The 18,723-nt window shown below is 43.3% G+C and carries 14 protein-coding genes; 1 reads left to right on the top strand and 13 read right to left on the bottom strand.

Going from position 1 to position 18,723, the window contains the following annotated elements; translation table 11 throughout:
- Positions 1-4 precede the first annotated feature (4 nt).
- From DS742_RS25540 to arcC, 6 genes are all read right to left on the bottom strand, one after another.
- Complete coding sequence (locus DS742_RS25540) at positions 5-1,594, bottom strand: response regulator (protein WP_117419751.1); 1,590 nt, start codon at positions 1,592-1,594, stop codon at positions 5-7.
- A 14-nt stretch (positions 1,595-1,608) separates the two neighbouring features.
- Positions 1,609-3,378 (bottom strand): sensor histidine kinase, encoded by a 1,770-nt coding sequence (locus DS742_RS25545; RefSeq protein WP_117419752.1) that lies wholly within the window; start codon positions 3,376-3,378, stop codon positions 1,609-1,611.
- 192 nt (positions 3,379-3,570) lie between these two features.
- A complete protein-coding gene (gene aguA / locus DS742_RS25550) occupies positions 3,571-4,677 on the bottom strand; it encodes an agmatine deiminase (RefSeq protein ID WP_117419753.1) in 1,107 nt (368 codons plus the stop codon).
- Positions 4,678-4,693: 16 nt separating this feature from the next.
- A complete protein-coding gene (locus tag DS742_RS25555; protein WP_117419754.1) occupies positions 4,694-6,055 on the bottom strand; it encodes an APC family permease in 1,362 nt (453 codons plus the stop codon).
- Between the two features lie 12 nt (positions 6,056-6,067).
- On the bottom strand, positions 6,068-7,096 hold the full coding sequence (gene ptcA, locus DS742_RS25560) for a putrescine carbamoyltransferase (RefSeq protein ID WP_117419755.1): 1,029 nt from the start codon (positions 7,094-7,096) through the stop codon (positions 6,068-6,070).
- Between the two features lie 22 nt (positions 7,097-7,118).
- Complete coding sequence (gene arcC, locus DS742_RS25565; protein WP_242996807.1) at positions 7,119-8,063, bottom strand: carbamate kinase; 945 nt, start codon at positions 8,061-8,063, stop codon at positions 7,119-7,121.
- Positions 8,064-8,335: 272 nt separating this feature from the next.
- Between arcC and DS742_RS29655 the strand changes: the two genes are divergently transcribed.
- Positions 8,336-9,352: a helix-turn-helix domain-containing protein gene (locus DS742_RS29655; RefSeq protein WP_117419756.1), complete on the top strand. Its 1,017-nt coding sequence runs from the start codon at positions 8,336-8,338 to the stop codon at positions 9,350-9,352.
- A 26-nt stretch (positions 9,353-9,378) separates the two neighbouring features.
- Here DS742_RS29655 and DS742_RS25575 read toward each other — a convergent pair whose 3' ends face one another.
- The 7 genes from DS742_RS25575 to DS742_RS25605 form a co-directional block, all read right to left on the bottom strand.
- Complete coding sequence (locus DS742_RS25575) at positions 9,379-10,617, bottom strand: DUF1015 domain-containing protein (RefSeq protein WP_117419757.1); 1,239 nt, start codon at positions 10,615-10,617, stop codon at positions 9,379-9,381.
- Between the two features lie 11 nt (positions 10,618-10,628).
- Positions 10,629-11,792 (bottom strand): phosphoglycerate dehydrogenase, encoded by a 1,164-nt coding sequence (locus DS742_RS25580; RefSeq protein ID WP_117419758.1) that lies wholly within the window; start codon positions 11,790-11,792, stop codon positions 10,629-10,631.
- A gap of 15 nt (positions 11,793-11,807) precedes the next feature.
- Entirely contained in the window at positions 11,808-12,902 is a 1,095-nt protein-coding gene (serC, locus tag DS742_RS25585; protein WP_117419759.1) for a 3-phosphoserine/phosphohydroxythreonine transaminase, read from the bottom strand.
- A gap of 47 nt (positions 12,903-12,949) precedes the next feature.
- A complete protein-coding gene (gene ilvB / locus DS742_RS25590) occupies positions 12,950-14,629 on the bottom strand; it encodes a biosynthetic-type acetolactate synthase large subunit (protein WP_117419760.1) in 1,680 nt (559 codons plus the stop codon).
- Between the two features lie 13 nt (positions 14,630-14,642).
- A complete protein-coding gene (gene ilvD / locus DS742_RS25595; RefSeq protein WP_117419761.1) occupies positions 14,643-16,307 on the bottom strand; it encodes a dihydroxy-acid dehydratase in 1,665 nt (554 codons plus the stop codon).
- A gap of 126 nt (positions 16,308-16,433) precedes the next feature.
- Positions 16,434-17,519 carry a 3-isopropylmalate dehydrogenase gene (leuB, locus tag DS742_RS25600; protein WP_117419762.1) on the bottom strand — a complete coding sequence of 362 codons (1,086 nt, stop codon included), beginning with the start codon at positions 17,517-17,519 and terminating at the stop codon, positions 16,434-16,436.
- 221 nt (positions 17,520-17,740) lie between these two features.
- On the bottom strand, positions 17,741-18,718 hold the full coding sequence (locus DS742_RS25605; RefSeq protein WP_117419763.1) for a DUF4340 domain-containing protein: 978 nt from the start codon (positions 18,716-18,718) through the stop codon (positions 17,741-17,743).
- Positions 18,719-18,723: the final 5 nt, after the last annotated feature.

Below are 18,723 nucleotides of genomic sequence, written 5' to 3' on the forward strand. Positions count from 1 at the left end.
CTTTCTATTTTCCCCCTCCTTTTCTAAACTTTGACGGTGTACAGCCCTTTACGGATATAAAACGGTTTACAAAATAGTCCAGGTCACGATATCCTACCTCCTCCGCAATCTGGTATATTTTAAGATCAGTCCTTAACAGCCTGACTGCTGCCTGTTCGATCCGGCAGTTGTTTAAATAGTCCTTGAAGGACATTCCGTATTTTTTACGGAACAGCTGGCCTAAATAGGCGCTGTTTAAATAATATTTGTTGCTGTATTCTCTTAAAGTAAGATTTTTTCCATAATTTTTTCTGATGTCTTTCTCCACTTCATGAAGAATATCCTTTGATACATGCTTCCGCAGCTGTTCTAAATAAGCTGCGTATTCACAGGATAACCGGATTAAATGCTCCTTTCCGCCTCTGAGCATATCTCCTTCAAAGACATTTTCACTGATATAGAGCATGATTTCTTCCTGATTTACATAGCTGTCCTGTTCAGACGCCAGGTGGATAAGCTGAAACAAAAGGTAGTTAATATTTAAATTCACCGTTTCCATGGCAAATCTTAAATGATTCATTTCTTCATACAGCCGCTCTACGCTTTCCTCAATTCCCGCCCTCTCATTCTGCTCCACTGCAAGCAGCAGATCATCCAGATATTGTTTACATAAGACAATCCCGTTGTTGTTTACCTGTACCTCTTTTTCATAATAGTAGATACGCTGCTTTTTGCGGAAGGCCTGAAAAGAACGTAGAATTCTTGCTGCTCCATAAGAATTTGAAATTTTTGAAATATCAACCACTTTTTTCCCAACCAGCATGACAACCGGCAGACACATGGCATCATTAAGATACTTTCTGAACCGTTCCAGATACTCTTTTTGGGTTTCTCCTTCATTCGATGCCATATAGTCACAGTATATAAAACCAATATCATAGCTTTTTTCATGGCTTGTAACATCAAAAATGCAATGATCTCCATCATCCTTTAAAAATGCGAGACAGGCACTGTAAAGTTCTCTCTGCTGGTTTCTTTTCTCTTCATCCATCAACTCTTCCATTTGCTCAATGTTGTCAATTTCAATGTCAACGTAACTGATTCCTTCCGACCACCGCATATGATCTCTGATGTAATCAAGATTAATCTGATCGTATTTACCATAGATAAGGGAAATCATATTTCTGGCAAGGTATGCCTTCTCCATCCGGATGGAGTTCTGTTTTTGCGTTTTGCTGCCCTGTCTTTGATAATTAAGCCGGTGGAGCACACGAATCAGTTCTTCTTTCACTACAGGCTTTAAAATATAATCAAAGCTGCGGTACCGGATCGCCTGCTGCGCGAAGGAAAAATCGCTGAAACCGCTTAAAATAATAAAGTCAGCATCGGAAATCTTATCTCTTCTTAAAATTTCCAGCAATTCAATCCCTGACATGACAGGCATTTTAATATCTGCAATTATTAAATCCACCTGACTGCTTTTTAAGTAATCGAGAGCCTCCAAACCATTAGCAGCCGTTTTAACGATCTCATAACCTTCTTCCTCCCAGTTAATCAGTACCTTTAATCCCTGCACGATGAATGGTTCATCATCCACTAATAAGACACGTATCATTGCAGCCTCCCCCATTATTTCAATATATTTAATACCGGAATTTTTATTGTCACCATAGTAGAAATTCCGGCTTCACTTTCTAAATCAAAACATACCTGGTTATCTGTCGCCATCTTCAGACGCAGACAGGCATTTAAAATTCCTACCCCCTTTTTATCCTTCAGCTTATCAATACTGGCATGGTCCATCTTATTTTTCAGTTCTTCCAATAAAGTCTCTTCCATCCCTTCTCCAGTGTCTTCTATCTCAATATAAAACATATCGTCTTCTAAATATACACGGACAAAAATCCACCCATCCGCTGTTTTACTCTCAATCCCATGAATACAGGCGTTTTCGGCAAATGTGACAATGGTCAGCTTGGGAATCCGGTAGTCCAGGCAATCTTCCATTATGTCCAGGCGGTAAGACAGCCGGTCTCCAAAGCGGTACTTTTGCAGCTGAAGATATGCCTCTACAAATGAGATCTCATCCCCTACAGTGATGAAGTCCGTCCCCCAGTCAAAGTTCTGGCGTTCCATCACTGCCAGCCGTTCAACCATACAGGCGGTTTCTTCTTCATTTTTCAGCAGACTGTGCATGCGGATGCTCTCCAATGCATTAAAGAGAAAATGGGGATTAATCTGGCTGTGGAGCGCCAAAAGCTCTGCATTCTGTCTTTCAATATCCATTTCCTGTTCTCTTAAACGGTCAATGTAAACGGTCTGGATTAAATCATTAATGGTGGACACCATGCGGTTATAATTGCGCATTACGATTCCGATCTCATCTTCTCCCCTTACATTGTCAATTTTCATCAGTTTCTCGTCGTCAATGCGTTTAAATGCCTCACTCAGCTCCTTCAGCCGTTCGGTAAAGGACTGGTTGATCGCTATCATAAAGCCCAGAGGCAGAAGGATGTTTATGAATACCAGCAGAATCAGCAGCGGTATATTATTTAACATCTGCCTCATGATTTCTGTCTCCGGTTTCAAAACATAAATTGTAAGCTCTGCTCCGTAGGAAGCGAAGGTTGTTTTATAACCGGTTTTTTTCTGAAGATCAAACGTTTCAAAATCCTTCCATTGTCCGTAATTGCCCTGATTTGATAAAATGATCTTATCATTCCAGCACACATAAACCGGGGCCTCGTAATTCATCTTAACAAAGCTTCGTACCATGGTGCTATAGTCTATATCCATTTTTACAAGCTTTTCGCAACCATCCCTTTTGTAAAAATTAAGCTTTCTTATAAAAGAAATTTTCCTTTTGGAATCTACGGTTGGAATTCTGCTTTCATCATAATAGATATAGAGTACGCCGTCCCGGCTGGAGCCTTTTAAATACCGGTACCAATCCTGGTCTTTTACAGTGGAAAGCTGTTTGAATTCTCCTCCGCTTACAATGGTGGAATTGTCAGCATACATGGTAATGGAAGATGCTGTAGTCCCTATGCTGCTTTCAAACAGCGAATCTTTCATAAAGGCCTGGTAGCTTAAATAGTAATCCAGCCCGGACTCAAACTGTTTATCCATGAACTGGTTCACATACTTATTCATATATATTTTCTTCGTTGTGCCGGCCGCTTCTTCAATATCATAGAAAAAATTATATTTTACGGCACTTGCAATGTTCTCCATACCTTTTTGCATGGAGGCATTTTCCGATGCTATGAATATGTAAACGATCACGCTGTCCGTTATGATAATAGGCAGCAGTACACTGTAAATATAAAGAATTTTAAGCTTCTTTTTTAATTTATAATCGTCTAACCTGCTGCTGATTTTTTTTAATATTCCTTTCATCTCTGGCCCCCCTGTTAATCCTCGTCCAATCATATTATAACTCATTATATTAATTATACGGGATAAACTATTTCTATCCTCCCGGCAAACTATATAAATTTGCCAGACAAATTTGCATTATATGGTTAAATGCAAAAGAAGCGTATCAGAACCCGGTTAAATGGGTCTGATACGCTTCTAAAATTTTTGAATTTACTTAACTTTCACTTTCGGCTGCTGCTGTGTGATACAGTGTATATTTCCGCCTCCAAATGCAATCTCTTCGGTGCGTACCCCTACTACCTTCCGTTCCGGGAACATTTCCTGAATCTGGGCTAAAGCAAGGGTATCATTTTCATCACCGTACTGGGGAACGATTACACCCCCGTTTACAATAAGGAAATTCATATAGGATGCAATGGAGATTTCTCCGTCTTCTCTTGGCAGAGTACCCTCTACCATATCAATGGAATCTGCACCGCTTAACCGTATTGGTTCTTTCGTAAGACAGAGCTTATGTACCTTCAGTCTGCGTCCCTTTGCATCCACCGCTTCAGAAAGAGTTTTGTATGCAGCCTGTGCTTCCTCATAGAAAGGATTTTCTTTATCCTCAGTCCAGATACAGGCAACCTCACCCGGTCTTACATACTGGACGACATCATCGATGTGGCCGTTTGTTTCATTTGGATCAATTCCGTCTTTAATCCAGATCACTTTTTCACAGTTTAAATACTGACAGAGCATTTCCTCTATCTCTTCTTTAGTCATAAGAGGATTGCGGCCCTCGCTTAACAGGCACATTTCTGTTGTAACCACAGTTCCCTCACCGTCTACATGGAAGGACCCGCCCTCCAGTACAAATCCTTCTGTCCGGTAGGAATCAATCCCTTCCAGATCACATACTTTCTGCGCTACCAGATCATCCTGATCCCATGGAAAGTACAGTCCGTCAACCAGACCGCCCCATGCATTGAACGTCCAGTCACAGCCTCTGATCCCGCCTTTATCATTGATTACAAATGTGGGACCGCAGTCACGAATCCATGCATCGTTGCTGGTTACTTCTACGACACGAATGTCAGATGGCAAATGTGCGCGGCAGTTCTGAAACTGGGCTGGGGAGGCGCATACTGTAACCGGCTCAAACTGCCGGATTGCTTTTGCAACCTGGGCAAATACGGTCTGTGCAGGCTTTGCACCGTTTCTCCAGTTATCCGGTCTCTCCGGCCAGAGCATCCAGATTCTTTCCTGTTCTTCAAATTCTGCAGGCATATGGTATCCATCCTGCTTTGGGGTTGTATGTAAAATTCTCTTTGCCATAATGATACCTTCTCTCTTATTTATCTCTTTTTCTGTTAACGATTACCTCACCGATTATAATGAATATCACCGCACCTATGGTGATAGGGAGCTTTGATGCCAGAGTCTCTGCATCAAAACTTAATGGAATTGCCGTAAATATCAGTGCAATCACAATCAGTAACATGGGCAGGCCTGCTAATATCTTTAAAAATAATGGACTGCCCGGAACCCGAAACGGCCGTTCTGTGTCTGCATCCGTCTTTCTCAGCTTTAAAAACGCAGGAAATACCGGCAGGTAAGAAAGCAGAAACATAACCAGATTCAGTGCAAAGAAACTCCAGAATAAATCTTCATTGGGCATAAACGGAGCGATAATAAGAACCAGGCTGGCAACCAGTCCATTCATGATTGCTGCACCAATTGGCATATTTGTTTTTTTACTGCGTACTTTAAATACTCCGGGCATATCTCCATTTTCTGCGGAATAAGCGGCCACATTATTCACACCCAATGACCAGGAAATCATATTTCCAAAAAGCGTAAGCAAAAATCCAATTGCTACAGCAATTACAATCACACCTCTGGTTGTACCGGTTAAAATCTGAACACTTGCAACAAGTCCTGTACTGGTGCTGATCTGGTCGGAAGGAATTGCAACGCCAATTCCAAACGCCATAAAGATATAAATAGCTGCTATTACCAGACCTCCGGCAATGATTGACTGAGGAATCTGCTTTTTCGGGTTTTCCATATCTCCCGCAAAGGTACAGACCACTTCAAATCCAAGGCAGTTAAATAAAATTACGGAAATATAGGATAAGCTGTTTAAATCAAATTTGGGAAGCATGGATAAAAAGGTGTACTCATTTGCTACGCCATGGGTTACCGCTCCGTAAATTCCAAGTACGCCTAAAGTAACGGCAATTAAAATTTTAATCACAGCTGCCCCATTTAAAATCCATGCACTGTCACAAATTGAATTAAAACTGATTAATACGATAATCCATACAAAGGCCAGCTCAATCAGTAAAGATGGAACAAGACCCATCTGGGTGCCTGTCAGCAAACTGATAACGTTAGGGAACATCAGCGCCAAAGAAGCCATCCAGAGGGGAAAATTAATCCAGTAATACCACGATACTCTTCCTCCCCATTTATTACCAAAAGCCTTTGATACCCAGTCATACAATCCGCCATCCCCCTCATAGGTTGTACCAAGCTCTGATGAGATCAGGCCATAAGGCAGTAAAAATGTAATGAGCAGAAAGATCCACCAAAAATACTGGGAATTACCAATTGCTGCTACCGGTGCTGCTGCTTCTGCCACAAATACGACACAGATTACGGCCATAATGGCATCGATCAAACGAAATTTTTTCTTTGGCGCTTCTGACATGATGATTCCCCCTTATCTGATATGTCTCTCATCCATGAATTTTTCTAACTGTTCTTTTGCTGCTGCGATCTGCAGTTCGCTTGCTGTCTGCTCTCTCTGGTATTGAGTGAAATAAACCAGCAGACCTCTCATTGCAGTCAGACGGTTTCCTGCCTCTAAGAATGCGATGGAGCTTTCACTGTCAAGCACTTCATCGGTCACGTCCTCTCCTCTTGTAGCCGGGAGGCAGTGCATGAATTTACATCCGATATTTCCAAGAGACATCAAATCCCTGTTTACCTGGTAATCTTTAAATGTAGCAACCCGTTCTTCTTTCGGAGTCTCATTTTCGTAAAGTCCATACCATACATCCGTATAGATGAAATCCGCTCCTCTTACGCTTTCACGATTATCGGTCACTTCCCAGGTGCCGCCTGAAAGCTTGCAGTTTTCTTCCATAATTTTTTTGTGTTCTTCTAAAAGCTGGTTCTTTTTGGGACCATAATGAACAAAATGCATACCAAGCTTTGTTGTGATAAATCCCAGAGAAGCACAAACCTGAGTGCCGTCGCCTACGAATGCCACCTTGCAGTCTTCCAGCCTCTTTCCTCTTGGAAGATGCTCCACAATCGTACAGAGATCACCAATTTCCTGAGTTGGGTGATTATAATCGCTCATACCGTTTAACACAGGGATTGAGCTTGCACCTGCCAGCTCTACTACGCTCTTATGCTCGATTACCCGTGCCATTACCACATCAATCATCTGTGATAAAACTCTTCCTGTGTCACCGATGGTCTCATGGCCGCCCAGCTGAATCATGCCAGGTCCTAAATACTGGGCATGTCCGCCCAGCTGCTCCATTGCTGTTTCAAAGGATACACGGGTTCTTGTAGAAGACTGCTGAAAAATCATTCCAAGCGTCTTTCCCTTCATAAGGGGTGGATTATATCCTGCTTTAATGCTTTTTTTAATTTCCAGAGAAAGATGAATGATGTCTAACAGTTCCTCCTTTGTAAAATCATTGGTGTCAATAAAGTGACGAATTCCGTTTGCTCTCATGGTAAATCCTCCTGTTTTTTATTTAATTAAACGTGAATGCAGTTCCGGTTTTTCCGTCCAAGGCCTCAATGGCTTTATCCAGGGAAGTGATAATTGCCCGCTTGGAAGGATTGGATCTAACAAACTTCATGGCTGCCTGCACCTTTGGAAGCATACTTCCGGGAGCAAACTGTCCCTCTTCGCAGTATTGATTTGCCTCATAAATACTGAGATGATCCAGATTCTTCTGATCCGGTTTATTGTAATTAACAGCTACCTTCTCTACCTCTGTGAGAATCATAAGGATATCCGCTTCTACCTGCTCTGCCAGAAGCTCTGCTGCAAAATCCTTGTCAATAACCGCTGCAGTGCCGCAAAGAGAACCAGCCGGATGTTCAATTACCGGAATTCCTCCGCCGCCGCAGGTAATTACGACTGCTTTTGGCCAAAGCTCCTTAACTGCATCAATTTCAACAATTTTTTGAGGCAGAGGCGAAGCCACAACTCTCCGGTATCCCCGTCCCGCATCTTCCTTCATCACATATCCTTTTGATGCTGCCAGCTCATCGGCCTCTTCTTTTGAATAAAAAGGACCAATTGGTTTGGTTGGATTTTTAAATGCCGGATCCTTCTCATCCACCACCACCTGGGTTGCAATGGTCACAACAGGGAAATTCTGATTTCTCTTATTGAGCGCATACTTCAGTGCCTGCTGCAGATGATATCCGATATATCCCTGTGACATGGCTCCGCATACATCAAACGGCATCGGGGGTGTTACATCCTTTGCTGCCTCAGATGCCATCAGGATTCTTCCGACCTGGGGGCCGTTTCCATGTACAATGGCCATTTCATACCCACGTTCGTTCATTTCTGCAATATACTCACAGGTCTTATGAACGACTGAAAGCTGTGCTTCGGAAGTTGCTTCTCCTTTTCCTGACTGAAGGGCATTTCCGCCTAAAGCAAGAACTATTTTTACAGCCACTGGTGAAACCTCCTTTATTTTCATTTTGCTGTGATCGCCGGTCCAAACCGCTCTCACAAGACGAAAATAACAGTTTTGGGACCGGTTGAGAATGTAGCCCAAGGGTAGAATTTTATAACACTTTTTACTGTTTTTCACATAAACCCTTCTAAACTTTTGTGCAATTTGCACTATTTTTTTGTCGATTTTTGTAATTTCGCAGTTGAAAAAAGTTTTTATTTTGATATACTGATAATAACTTACAATGAACGGCTTACGAACTGGAGGCACATATGGCAAAGGGCATAATCTTTCTCTACAATCTGTTTATAATCATTGTCTATTCCGGAATTATGTGGATGTCTTTTTTTCTGTTTATGAATGGAAAAGATAAAATACTGCTTTGGATTGGGATCATTTACTCGGCAATCATGATAGATGATATTGTGAATTTCGCATCAGAACTGTTTCAGAATTTTGCTGAACAATATAATCGGATTTTTATGATCGTACCGACTCATAAAACATTGATTTATTTAATCCTGTCTCTTGGCTATCTAATTATTTTCAAACGCCTGATCAATAAAAAAATAACCTGGTATGACTATAGTATTCTTGCATTTTATGTTACCTTTATGTTTTTTGTCCCTGTACTGGATAACAGCGCATGGAAAATCTGGCTCTATTATCTGCCAAGCCAGCTTTACAATGCCTACGTGGGTGCGGAGGTTTTATGGACAATAAAAAAGAACCCTGAAAATTATCAGAATTCTTTCTACTGCTGGTGTAAACGTCTTTTTTGTTTCACTGTTTTTATGAACCTTTGTATTATCGCCGAAGACACCATCGTCATTTTTCATTTTGATGTGTACTCCAAATATTATATCAACATGAATAACAGAAGCTATACTTCTGATATTTTATATCTTACTCACGCTTTATTTTCCGGCGCATATTTAATGTATTATCTAAAAACTTCCCTGCGCAATAATACAATTGTAAACGATATCAATAGCCATACCCACTCAAATCTGCCTTCTGATATTGAAGAAAGCATTCTGTACCGTTTCAGTGAAGCATACCACCTGACGGTAAGAGAACGGGAAATTTTAAAAGTGCTGCTCTTAGATAAAACAAATCAGGAGATCAGCGATGATTTATTTATCTCGCTTGGTACAGCGAAAACCCATGTTCATAACATCTTTCAGAAAATAGGCGTTGTAAAACGTCCCCAGCTTCTGAATATTTACGAAGTCTACCGGAAAGAACAGCTGAATGCAAAGCCGGAAAATGAAATACCGTCCCCGTAGCCTTCCGGCTCCAGGAACGGTGTTTTTTATTTCAGCATATGAATAAACAGCCCGCTTCTTAATTTTGGTTCAAACCAGGTTGATTTTGGAGGCATTAAAAGACCGGCATCCGCTACAGAGAAGAGCTCTCCGATGGATGTGGGATACATGGAAAATGCCACTGTCATATCTTCCTCACACCGCTTTTCCAGTTCTTTTAATCCCCGGATTCCTCCTATGAAATCGATCCGCTTATCAATTCTCGGATCTCCGATTCCCAGAATTGGGCCTAAGAGATTGTCCTGTAAAATAGATACGTCAAGACCTTTTACCGGATCAGCACTCTTTAAGGAATCCTTTGCTTTTAAGGAATACCAGGTCTTATTTAAATACATTCCAAAAGTTCCCTTTTCAGACGGACCATAAGCTTCTTCTCCAACAGAAGTTACCAAAAAGCCGTCTGAAAGCTTTGAAAGGAATGCTTCCGGAGTTAATCCGTTTAAATCCTTTACCACGCGGTTGTAAGGAAGAATCATCAGCTGGTCATCGGGAAAGAGCACCGACAGGAAGAAGTTAAACTCCTCTTCTCCTGTATATTCCATCGTTTCTTTCCGTCTCTTTAAGCCTACCTTTACGGCAGAAGCAGCACGGTGATGTCCGTCGGCGATATACGTGGCAGGAATGCGTAAAAAGCTTTCTTCAATCACCTCCACTGTTTCCGGATCGGCAATTCTCCATACCTTATGGCTGATACCGTCATCTGCAGTAAAGTCATAGAGAGGCTCTGTCTTCTTTTTATCTTCTACCAGCCGGTTAATCTCCAAAACAGAACGGTAAGCAAGGAAGATGGGACCTGTCTGGGCATCTGTGGTATCCACATGGCGGATTCGATCCAGTTCCTTTTCCTCTCTTGTATTTTCGTGTTTTTTAATCACGCCGCTTACATAATCATCAATGGATGAACAGGCCACGATTCCGGTCTGGCTTCTTCCCTCCATAATCAGTTCATAAATATAATACGCTTTCGTGCTGTCCAGTTCAAAGGTTCCGTCTTGCATCCAGTCCTTCAGCATGGCTGCCGCCTTTTCATAAACGCAGTCATCGTATATATCCACATCCTGGGAAAACTGTGTTTCCGGACGGTCAATATTTAAAAATGATTTAGGATTTTCAGCCGTCACCTGACAGGCTTCCTTCCGGTTATATACATCGTAAGGAAGAGCCGCCACCAGGCTGGCCTCTTCCTTATTTGGTCTTACACATTGAAATGGTTTTACGATTGCCATGTTCTTTTCTCCTATTTGATTACTCTGACCCGTATTACACCCTTAATGGCATTCAGCTTCTGAATGCTTAAGGCATCCGGTACATTCTCTAAATCAAGGAGTGTATATGCATACTTTTCACGGCTCTTATTGGTCATGTCGGAAATATTCACATCACCGGCTGCCAGAGTTCCTGTGATCTGCCCGATCATATTGGGAATGTTTAAATGCAGAACTGCAATACGACTTGCAGCGTTGCAGATTCCCATATCACAGGCAGGAAAATTCACGGAATTACGGATATTTCCATTGTCTATATAATCCATGATTTCTTCCACTGCCATCTTCGCACAGTTATCTTCCGATTCTTCTGTGGAAGCTCCCAGATGAGGAATGACAATGGCACCTTCCATATGTACAGAAGTTGGATTTGGGAAATCAGTCACATATTTTTTGATCTTCCCGGACTTTAATGCCTCTGCCATATCATTTTCATTTACCAGAATATCTCTTGCAAAATTCAGGATTACTGCTCCGTCCTTCATATTGTCAAGGGCAGCTTTATTGATCATTCCCTTTGTGGCATCCACTAACGGAACATGGAGAGTTATGTAATCACATTCCTTATAAATCGTATCCACAGCGGTAATATGTTTTACATTTCTGGATAGTCTCCAGGCAGCGTTAACCGAGATAAAGGGGTCATATCCGTACACATCCATTCCAAGGGAAGAGCAGGCATTGGCGACCTCTGCACCGATGGCTCCAAGACCAATGACTCCCAGCTTCTTGCCTCTGATTTCACATCCGGCAAATGCACTTTTTGCCTTTTCTGCTGATTTAGCAATATTTTCATCTTCCTGATTTTCCTTACACCAGCGGATTCCGCCTTCAATATCACGGGAGGCTAACATCAGCCCGGCAACTACCAGCTCCTTTACTCCGTTTGCATTGGCTCCCGGTGTATTGAATACCACGATTCCTTCTGCAGCACATGCCTCCAGGGGAATGTTATTGACACCTGCCCCGGCTCTTGCAATTGCAAGAAGACTTTCCGGAAGCTTCATTTCATGCATGGAAGCGCTTCTGACCAGCACACCTTCTGCATCCTCAATCTGATTTGTCAGCTCGTAATCTTCTGTTAACAATGCGGTTCCGTATGTAGAAATCGCATTAAGGCAATAAATCTTTTTCATGGCTGTGATCTCCTTTCAGTCTGCCTGTCTCGTGTGTTTTTCTTCAAAATCCTTCATAAAGGAAACCAGCTTCTCCACTCCTTCAACAGGCATGGCATTATAAATGCTGGCACGCATACCGCCTACGGACCTGTGACCTTTTAAATTCTCAAGTCCTGCTGCTTTTGATTCTTTCACAAATAAGGCATCCAGTTCTTCATCACCGGTAACAAAGGGTACGTTCATAAGAGAGCGGTCCTTTTCTACAACAGTGCCGTGAAACATCTTACTGTGATCCAGGAAATCATAAAGAATTGCCGCTTTTTTCTCATTGATCTTTTTCATTGCTTCCAGTCCGCCCAAGTTCTTTAACCACTTAAAGACCTTACCGCAGATATAGATTCCATAGGCAGGCGGTGTATTATAAAGGGATTTCGCATCTGCATGAGTCTTATAGCGAAGCATGGTGGGCGTTTCTTTTAAAACGTCCTCCCGGATTAAATCTTCCCGGATAATGACAATTACTACGCCCGCTGGTCCCACATTCTTCTGGGCTCCGGCAAAAATAAGACCATACTTGCTCACATCAACAGGTTCCGATAAGAAACAGGAGGAGAGATCTGCTACCAGTATTTTTCCCTTGGTATCAGGCAGTGTTTTATATTTGGTTCCGTAAATGGTATTATTTTCACAGATATATACGTAATCCGCATCTTCTGAGATAGGAAGATCGGAAACATCCGGTATATAACTGAATGTTTTGTCAGCACTGGAAGCTACTGCGTTGGCGGTACCATAAAGCTTCGCTTCCTGGTACGCTTTCTTTGCCCATTGCCCGGTGATGATGTAATCTCCAACCCCATTCTTAAATAAATTCATGGGAACCATGGCAAACTGCTGGGAAGCTCCGCCCTGTAAAAACAGCACCCTGTAATTGTCCGGAATCGCCAATAAGTCTCTTAAATCAGCTTCTGCTTCGTTGATGATAGTTTCATAAGCCTTGGACCGGTGGCTCATTTCCATAACCGACATGCCGGTTCCCTTATAATCCATCATCTCCTCAGCTGCTTCTTTTAAGACTTCTTCCGGCAGGACTGCAGGTCCTGCAGAAAAATTGTACACTCTGCTCATATCTCTTCCTCCTCAAATTCGGGACTTTATCCCTTTCCTTACTGATGTTAAATCTTTAAATCTTCTTCGTCAAATGCATCCTCGATGGGCGCCCCCGGTGAAACCATTGGGAATACCTTATCATCGCAGTGAATCTGACAATCTATAACAACAGGAACATTGAGGGCAATGGCTTCTTTTAAGACTTCCTCGAACTCTTCTTTCCCGGTAACCCGGTAAGCCTTTGCTCCCATTCCTTCTGCTATCTTTACAAAATCAACCTGGTCATTAAGAACTGTATGTGAGTACCTCTTTCCATAGAACAGGGTCTGCCACTGACGCACCATACCCAGTACATGATTGTTTAATACAACCTGGATGACGGGGATATTATAACGGGTGGCCGTTGCAATCTCATTTAAATTCATGCGGAAACAGCCGTCTCCTGCCACATTGATCACTGTTTTGTCCTTACAGCCCATCTTTGCACCAAGAGATGCGCCAAGACCGTAGCCCATGGTGCCAAGCCCTCCTGAAGTGATGAAGCTTCTTGGCTTTTTATACTGATAGTACTGAGCCGCCCACATCTGATGCTGCCCTACCTCTGTGGTGATAATGGCATCTCCTTTTGTCACCTCATAGATTTTTTCTATAATATAGGGTCCGGTCAGAATGCTCTTTTCATAACGCATGGGATACATATCCTTCATTCGGTCAATATGAGCAACCCATTCCTCATGATTGATGGGATCCAGCCTTGCATTTAATTTCCTTAAAATGGATTTTACATCACCGATTACACTTGCATAAGCCTTAACGTTCTTATTGATCTCAGCCGGATCAACATCAAAATGCAGGATCTTTGCATTTCTTGCAAAACGGGATGCATTGCCGGTCACACGGTCGCTGAATCTGGCACCCACTACGATTAATAGATCGCATTCCGTAATTCCGAAATTGGAGGTCTTGGTTCCGTGCATACCAACCATTCCGGTATAGAGTTCATCGGTTCCGTCAAAGGCTCCTTTTCCCATCAGACTGTCTGCAACCGGGGCCTGAATCTTATGGGCAAAGGAAGCGAGCTCCTCAGAAGCATTGGCAATGACTGCACCTCCGCCTACAAAAATGTAAGGCTTCTGTGATTTGCGGATGAGCTGCAGCGCCTGCTCTAAATCTTCTTCCAAAATGGTATCTTCCTGGCGGATGATCGGCTCAGGTTCCTTCTCTTCATAATCACAGGTACTGGCTGTCACATCCTTTGTAATATCAATCAGAACCGGACCTGGTCTTCCGGTCTGGGCTATCTTAAATGCCCTTCGTATGGTATCCGCCAGTTTACTGATATCCTTTACAATGAAATTATATTTTGTTATGGGCATGGTCACACCGGCAATGTCAATCTCCTGAAAGGAGTCTCTGCCAAGGAGTCCCACCGCTACGTTGCAGGTAATGGCTACCATTGGAACGGAATCCATGAAAGCAGTTGCGATTCCGGTTACCAAGTTGGTTGCCCCCGGACCTGAGGTCGCCAGACATACTCCCACTTTTCCGGTTGCTCTGGCATAACCGTCCGCTGCATGGGCAGCTCCCTGTTCATGGGATGTGAGAATATGGGTGATCTCGTCCTGATGCTTATAAAGGGCATCATAAATATTTAAAATGGTGCCGCCCGGATATCCGAAAACGGTATCCACGCCCTGTTCCTTCAAGCACTCGATTACGATCTCTGCTCCAGTTAATGTCTTCATAAGCTGCTCCTTTTCATTCTATTTCCAGGATTGCCCCACGGCTTGCCGGGGCTGCCATAGCCGCATATCTTGCCAGATATCCGGAGGTAACTTCAGGTTTTCTTGGCTGCCATTTTGCCTTTCTGGCTGCCATCTCTTCGTCAGATACCTTTACATCCAGTCTGTGATTGTCAATATCAATGGATATGATGTCGCCTTCCTCTACCAGTGCGATCGGACCTCCTACTGCTGCTTCGGGACAGGTATGACCGATGGAAGCGCCTCTGGAAGCCCCGCTGAACCGCCCGTCTGTGATGAGCGCTACGGTAGAACCAAGCCCCATACCCGCAATGGCTGAGGTTGGGTTTAACATCTCTCTCATTCCCGGACCGCCCTTCGGTCCTTCATAACGGATTACCACTACATCTCCTGCTACGATCTTTCCGCCCTTGATGGCTTCAATCGCATCCTCTTCACAGTCAAAGACTCTTGCAGGACCTTCGTGCTTTAACATCTCAGGAGCAACAGCAGACCGTTTTACAACTGCACTGTCCGGTGCTAAATTTCCTTTTAATATGGCGATTCCGCCTGTCTTGCTATAGGGGTTTTCCACCGGGCGAATTACCTGGGGATCTTTATTTATACAGCCTTTGATGTTCTCTCCCACTGTTTTTCCAGTTGCCGTAATGCAGTCCAGCTCCAAAAGTCCAAGCTTGCTGATCTCATTCATTACTGCATAAATGCCGCCTGCTTCATATAAATCTTCTATATAAGTAGGGCCTGCCGGCGCAAGGTGGCAGAGGTTGGGAGTCTTTGCGCTGATTTCATTGGCAAGCTCCAGATTTAAATCCACGCCTGCTTCATGGGCAATAGCCGGAAGATGAAGCATACTGTTGGTGCTGCATCCAAGAGCCATATCCATGGTAAGTGCATTTCTAAATGCCTTCTCACTCATAATGTCACGGGGACAGATATTCTTCTTTAACAGCTCCATAACCGCCATACCTGCATGTTTTGCAAGTTTCAGACGTTCGGAGTAGACAGCCGGAATGGTACCGTTGCCCTTTAAGCCCATTCCAAGAACCTCGGTTAAACAGTTCATACTGTTTGCCGTATACATACCGGAACAGGAACCGCAGGTCGGACACGCCTTCTGCTCGTATTCCTTGACATCCTCTTCCGTCATCTTACCCGCTGTATAAGCTCCTACCGCTTCAAACATACTGGAAAGACTGGTCTTATGGCCCTGCACACGTCCAGCCAACATTGGTCCGCCGCTGACGAACACTGTGGGTATGTTAATGCGGGCTGCTGCCATCAAAAGTCCGGGAACATTCTTATCACAATTAGGTACCATAACCAGTGCATCAAAGGCGTGGGCTCTTGCAAGACATTCTGTGGAGTCTGCAACTAAATCCCTGGTGACCAGTGAATACTTCATACCAATATGTCCCATTGCAATTCCGTCACATACTGCAATGGCCGGAACCATGACCGGTGTTCCGCCTGCCATGGCAACTCCCATTTTGACGGCATCGACTATTTTATCCAGATTCATATGGCCTGGTACGATTTCATTATAGGAACTGACAATACCGATTAACGGCCTTTCCATCTCTTCCTCTGTCATTCCCAGCGCATTAAACAGGGAACGGTGAGGTGCCTGCTGCATACCTTTTTTAACTGAATCACTTTTCATCTGCTGCACACTCCTTTTCTTTTTTCATAATTTTCTGATTATATGGAAATCCGGGAGCGTATAAAATCAAATGTTTTATCCGCTTCCGGCAATTTTCATGTTTTAAGTTGTTGGGTGATCATTGGACTAAATAATCCGCTCTGCGATTAAATCGCCCATTTCTGTTGTGGATACCTTTTTAAACCCATCGGAATATATGTCTCCGGTCCGGTATCCTTCTTTTAACACCTGTTCCACCGCTGCTTCCACCACTGCTGCTTCTTTATCTAAATCAAAGGAATACCGAAGCATCATAACTGCTGAAAGAATGGTTGCAATGGGATTGGCAATATTTTTTCCAGCGATATCAGGAGCGGAACCATGGCTTGGTTCATACATTCCAAATTTGCTTTCATTCATGCTGGCTGAGGAGAGCATTCCGATGGATCCTGTAATCATGCTGGCTTCATCGGATAATATATCACCGAACATGTTCTCAGTAAGAATTACGTCAAACTGTCCCGGATTCATCACCAGCTGCATGGCACAGTTGTCTACCAGCATATGGCTTAGCTTCACTTCCGGATAATTCTGCGCCACCTCTTCCACCACTTTTCTCCAAAGTCTTGAAGAATCCAGCACATTGGCCTTATCTACACTGATGACCTGCTTTTTCCGCTTCATGGCAATATCAAACGCTTTTATAGCGATTCTGCGGATCTCATTCTCATTGTAGGTAAGCGTATCCACTGCAGTCATCACACCGTCCACCTCTTTTGTGTAACGGTCCCCGAAATAGAGTCCGCCGGTGAGTTCCCGCATGATGATCATATCAAAGCCGTCACCGATAATCTCCTTTTTTAAAGGGCATGCATCAGCCAGTTCTTTATAAAGATAGGCTGGACGGATATTAGCAAATAAATTAAGACCTTTGCGGATGGCCAGCAGCCCCGCTTCAGGTCTCAGATTCGGTGCCACATCGTACCATTTTGAATTTCCAACATTCCCCCCGACTGCACCAAGGAGAACGGAGTCGCTTTTTTTTGCTGTATTAAGTGCTTCGTCCGTTAATGGGACGCCGTAAGTATCAATGGATATCCCTCCCATTAAGACTTCTGTATACTCAAACAGGTGGTGATAAACCGCTCCAACCTTATCTAATATCTTTCTCGCCTCTCCAATGATTTCAGGCCCTATCCCGTCGCCAGGGATTACTGCAATGTTATAGTTCATTTGTACTCTCCCTCTGTGTCACTGTAATCTGCTGATATATTTCTTCTCATAATAGAACATTTGTCAGGATTTTTCAACTAAAATAAAATATTTTTACTGGAAAACATATATGAGAAAGGAATTGATACCATAATTAAGAGTTATAAGAGAAAAAACCCTGCCTGCCGGTCTGCGGTAAAATCTCCGCTTAAACGGCTGTGCAGGGTCTGCTTTTCTATTTTTTAAATTCCCTTATCCACTGTCAGACACTTATCAATGGCGGCTTTCTCTATCTCATTGACAAATGGTGAATTCTCTGTTCTTGTATAGTAACAGCTGGAATCCTGATTTAAACTGCCCACAGTCAGAGTAAAGGTTTCATCCTTACCGTTCTTGTTATAAGTATAGGTAATAACGGCAGAAGGCTGATCAAGGCCATAATCCTTTAACTGGGAATCATCCACATTATAATTGGGACAGCTCTTTACCTTCAGGCTGGTGAGAGAATCAGCCAGTACATTCAGAGGTGAATTATCCTCCACCTTATTCTCCTGGGAGTCCGCAGAGTCCTTATACCATTCAATGGTTCCTTTTTCATCATCCAGCTTTTTCTTTATAAAATATTTGCTGCTGTCTCCCTTCGTCACAGTTATGCTTGTGACATCGGTTCCTGCAGCAGCTGGAAATTCTTCCAGAGCCATAAAGTCATCAAGAGCGCTGTCTGTCTCCGTAAACAGGGAAGAGCTGATGAGATAAGGGGTATCCTCTCCCTGAATCGCAGCATAGTAATCTCCGTCCTGTGTCCCATTACCCAGGAGAATCACTGACTTTTTATTGTCTGCACCAGTGACTGTAATGGTCCGGATGGGCTGATCCAGTCCATATGCGTCAAAACCGTCGCCTCCTTCCAGTTTTCTGACTGCCTCCAGCTTAGAGACAGTGGAGGCAATGCCATCCATCTTTTCCTGTTTCACAGGGAATTTATCATCCTGATCATAGATCCATTTACCGTCTTTTTTTGTGAAGGAAAGCTCCTTACCGTCCCGATCGTAAGAAACTGACAAAACATCGGAAACGTCGGTCATAAAGACCTTGGAAGCCTCCTCTTTATTTTCAGTCTTTTTCTGTGAGCGGTCCATATACTGCCCCACTCCCACATACACTGCACAAAGCACTGCCAGCGCGGCAGCTCCATATATCAGGCCATTTTTTTTCTTCATAATCA

This window comes from Lacrimispora amygdalina, assembly GCF_003432035.1.
GTDB lineage: Bacteria > Bacillota > Clostridia > Lachnospirales > Lachnospiraceae > Lacrimispora > Lacrimispora amygdalina.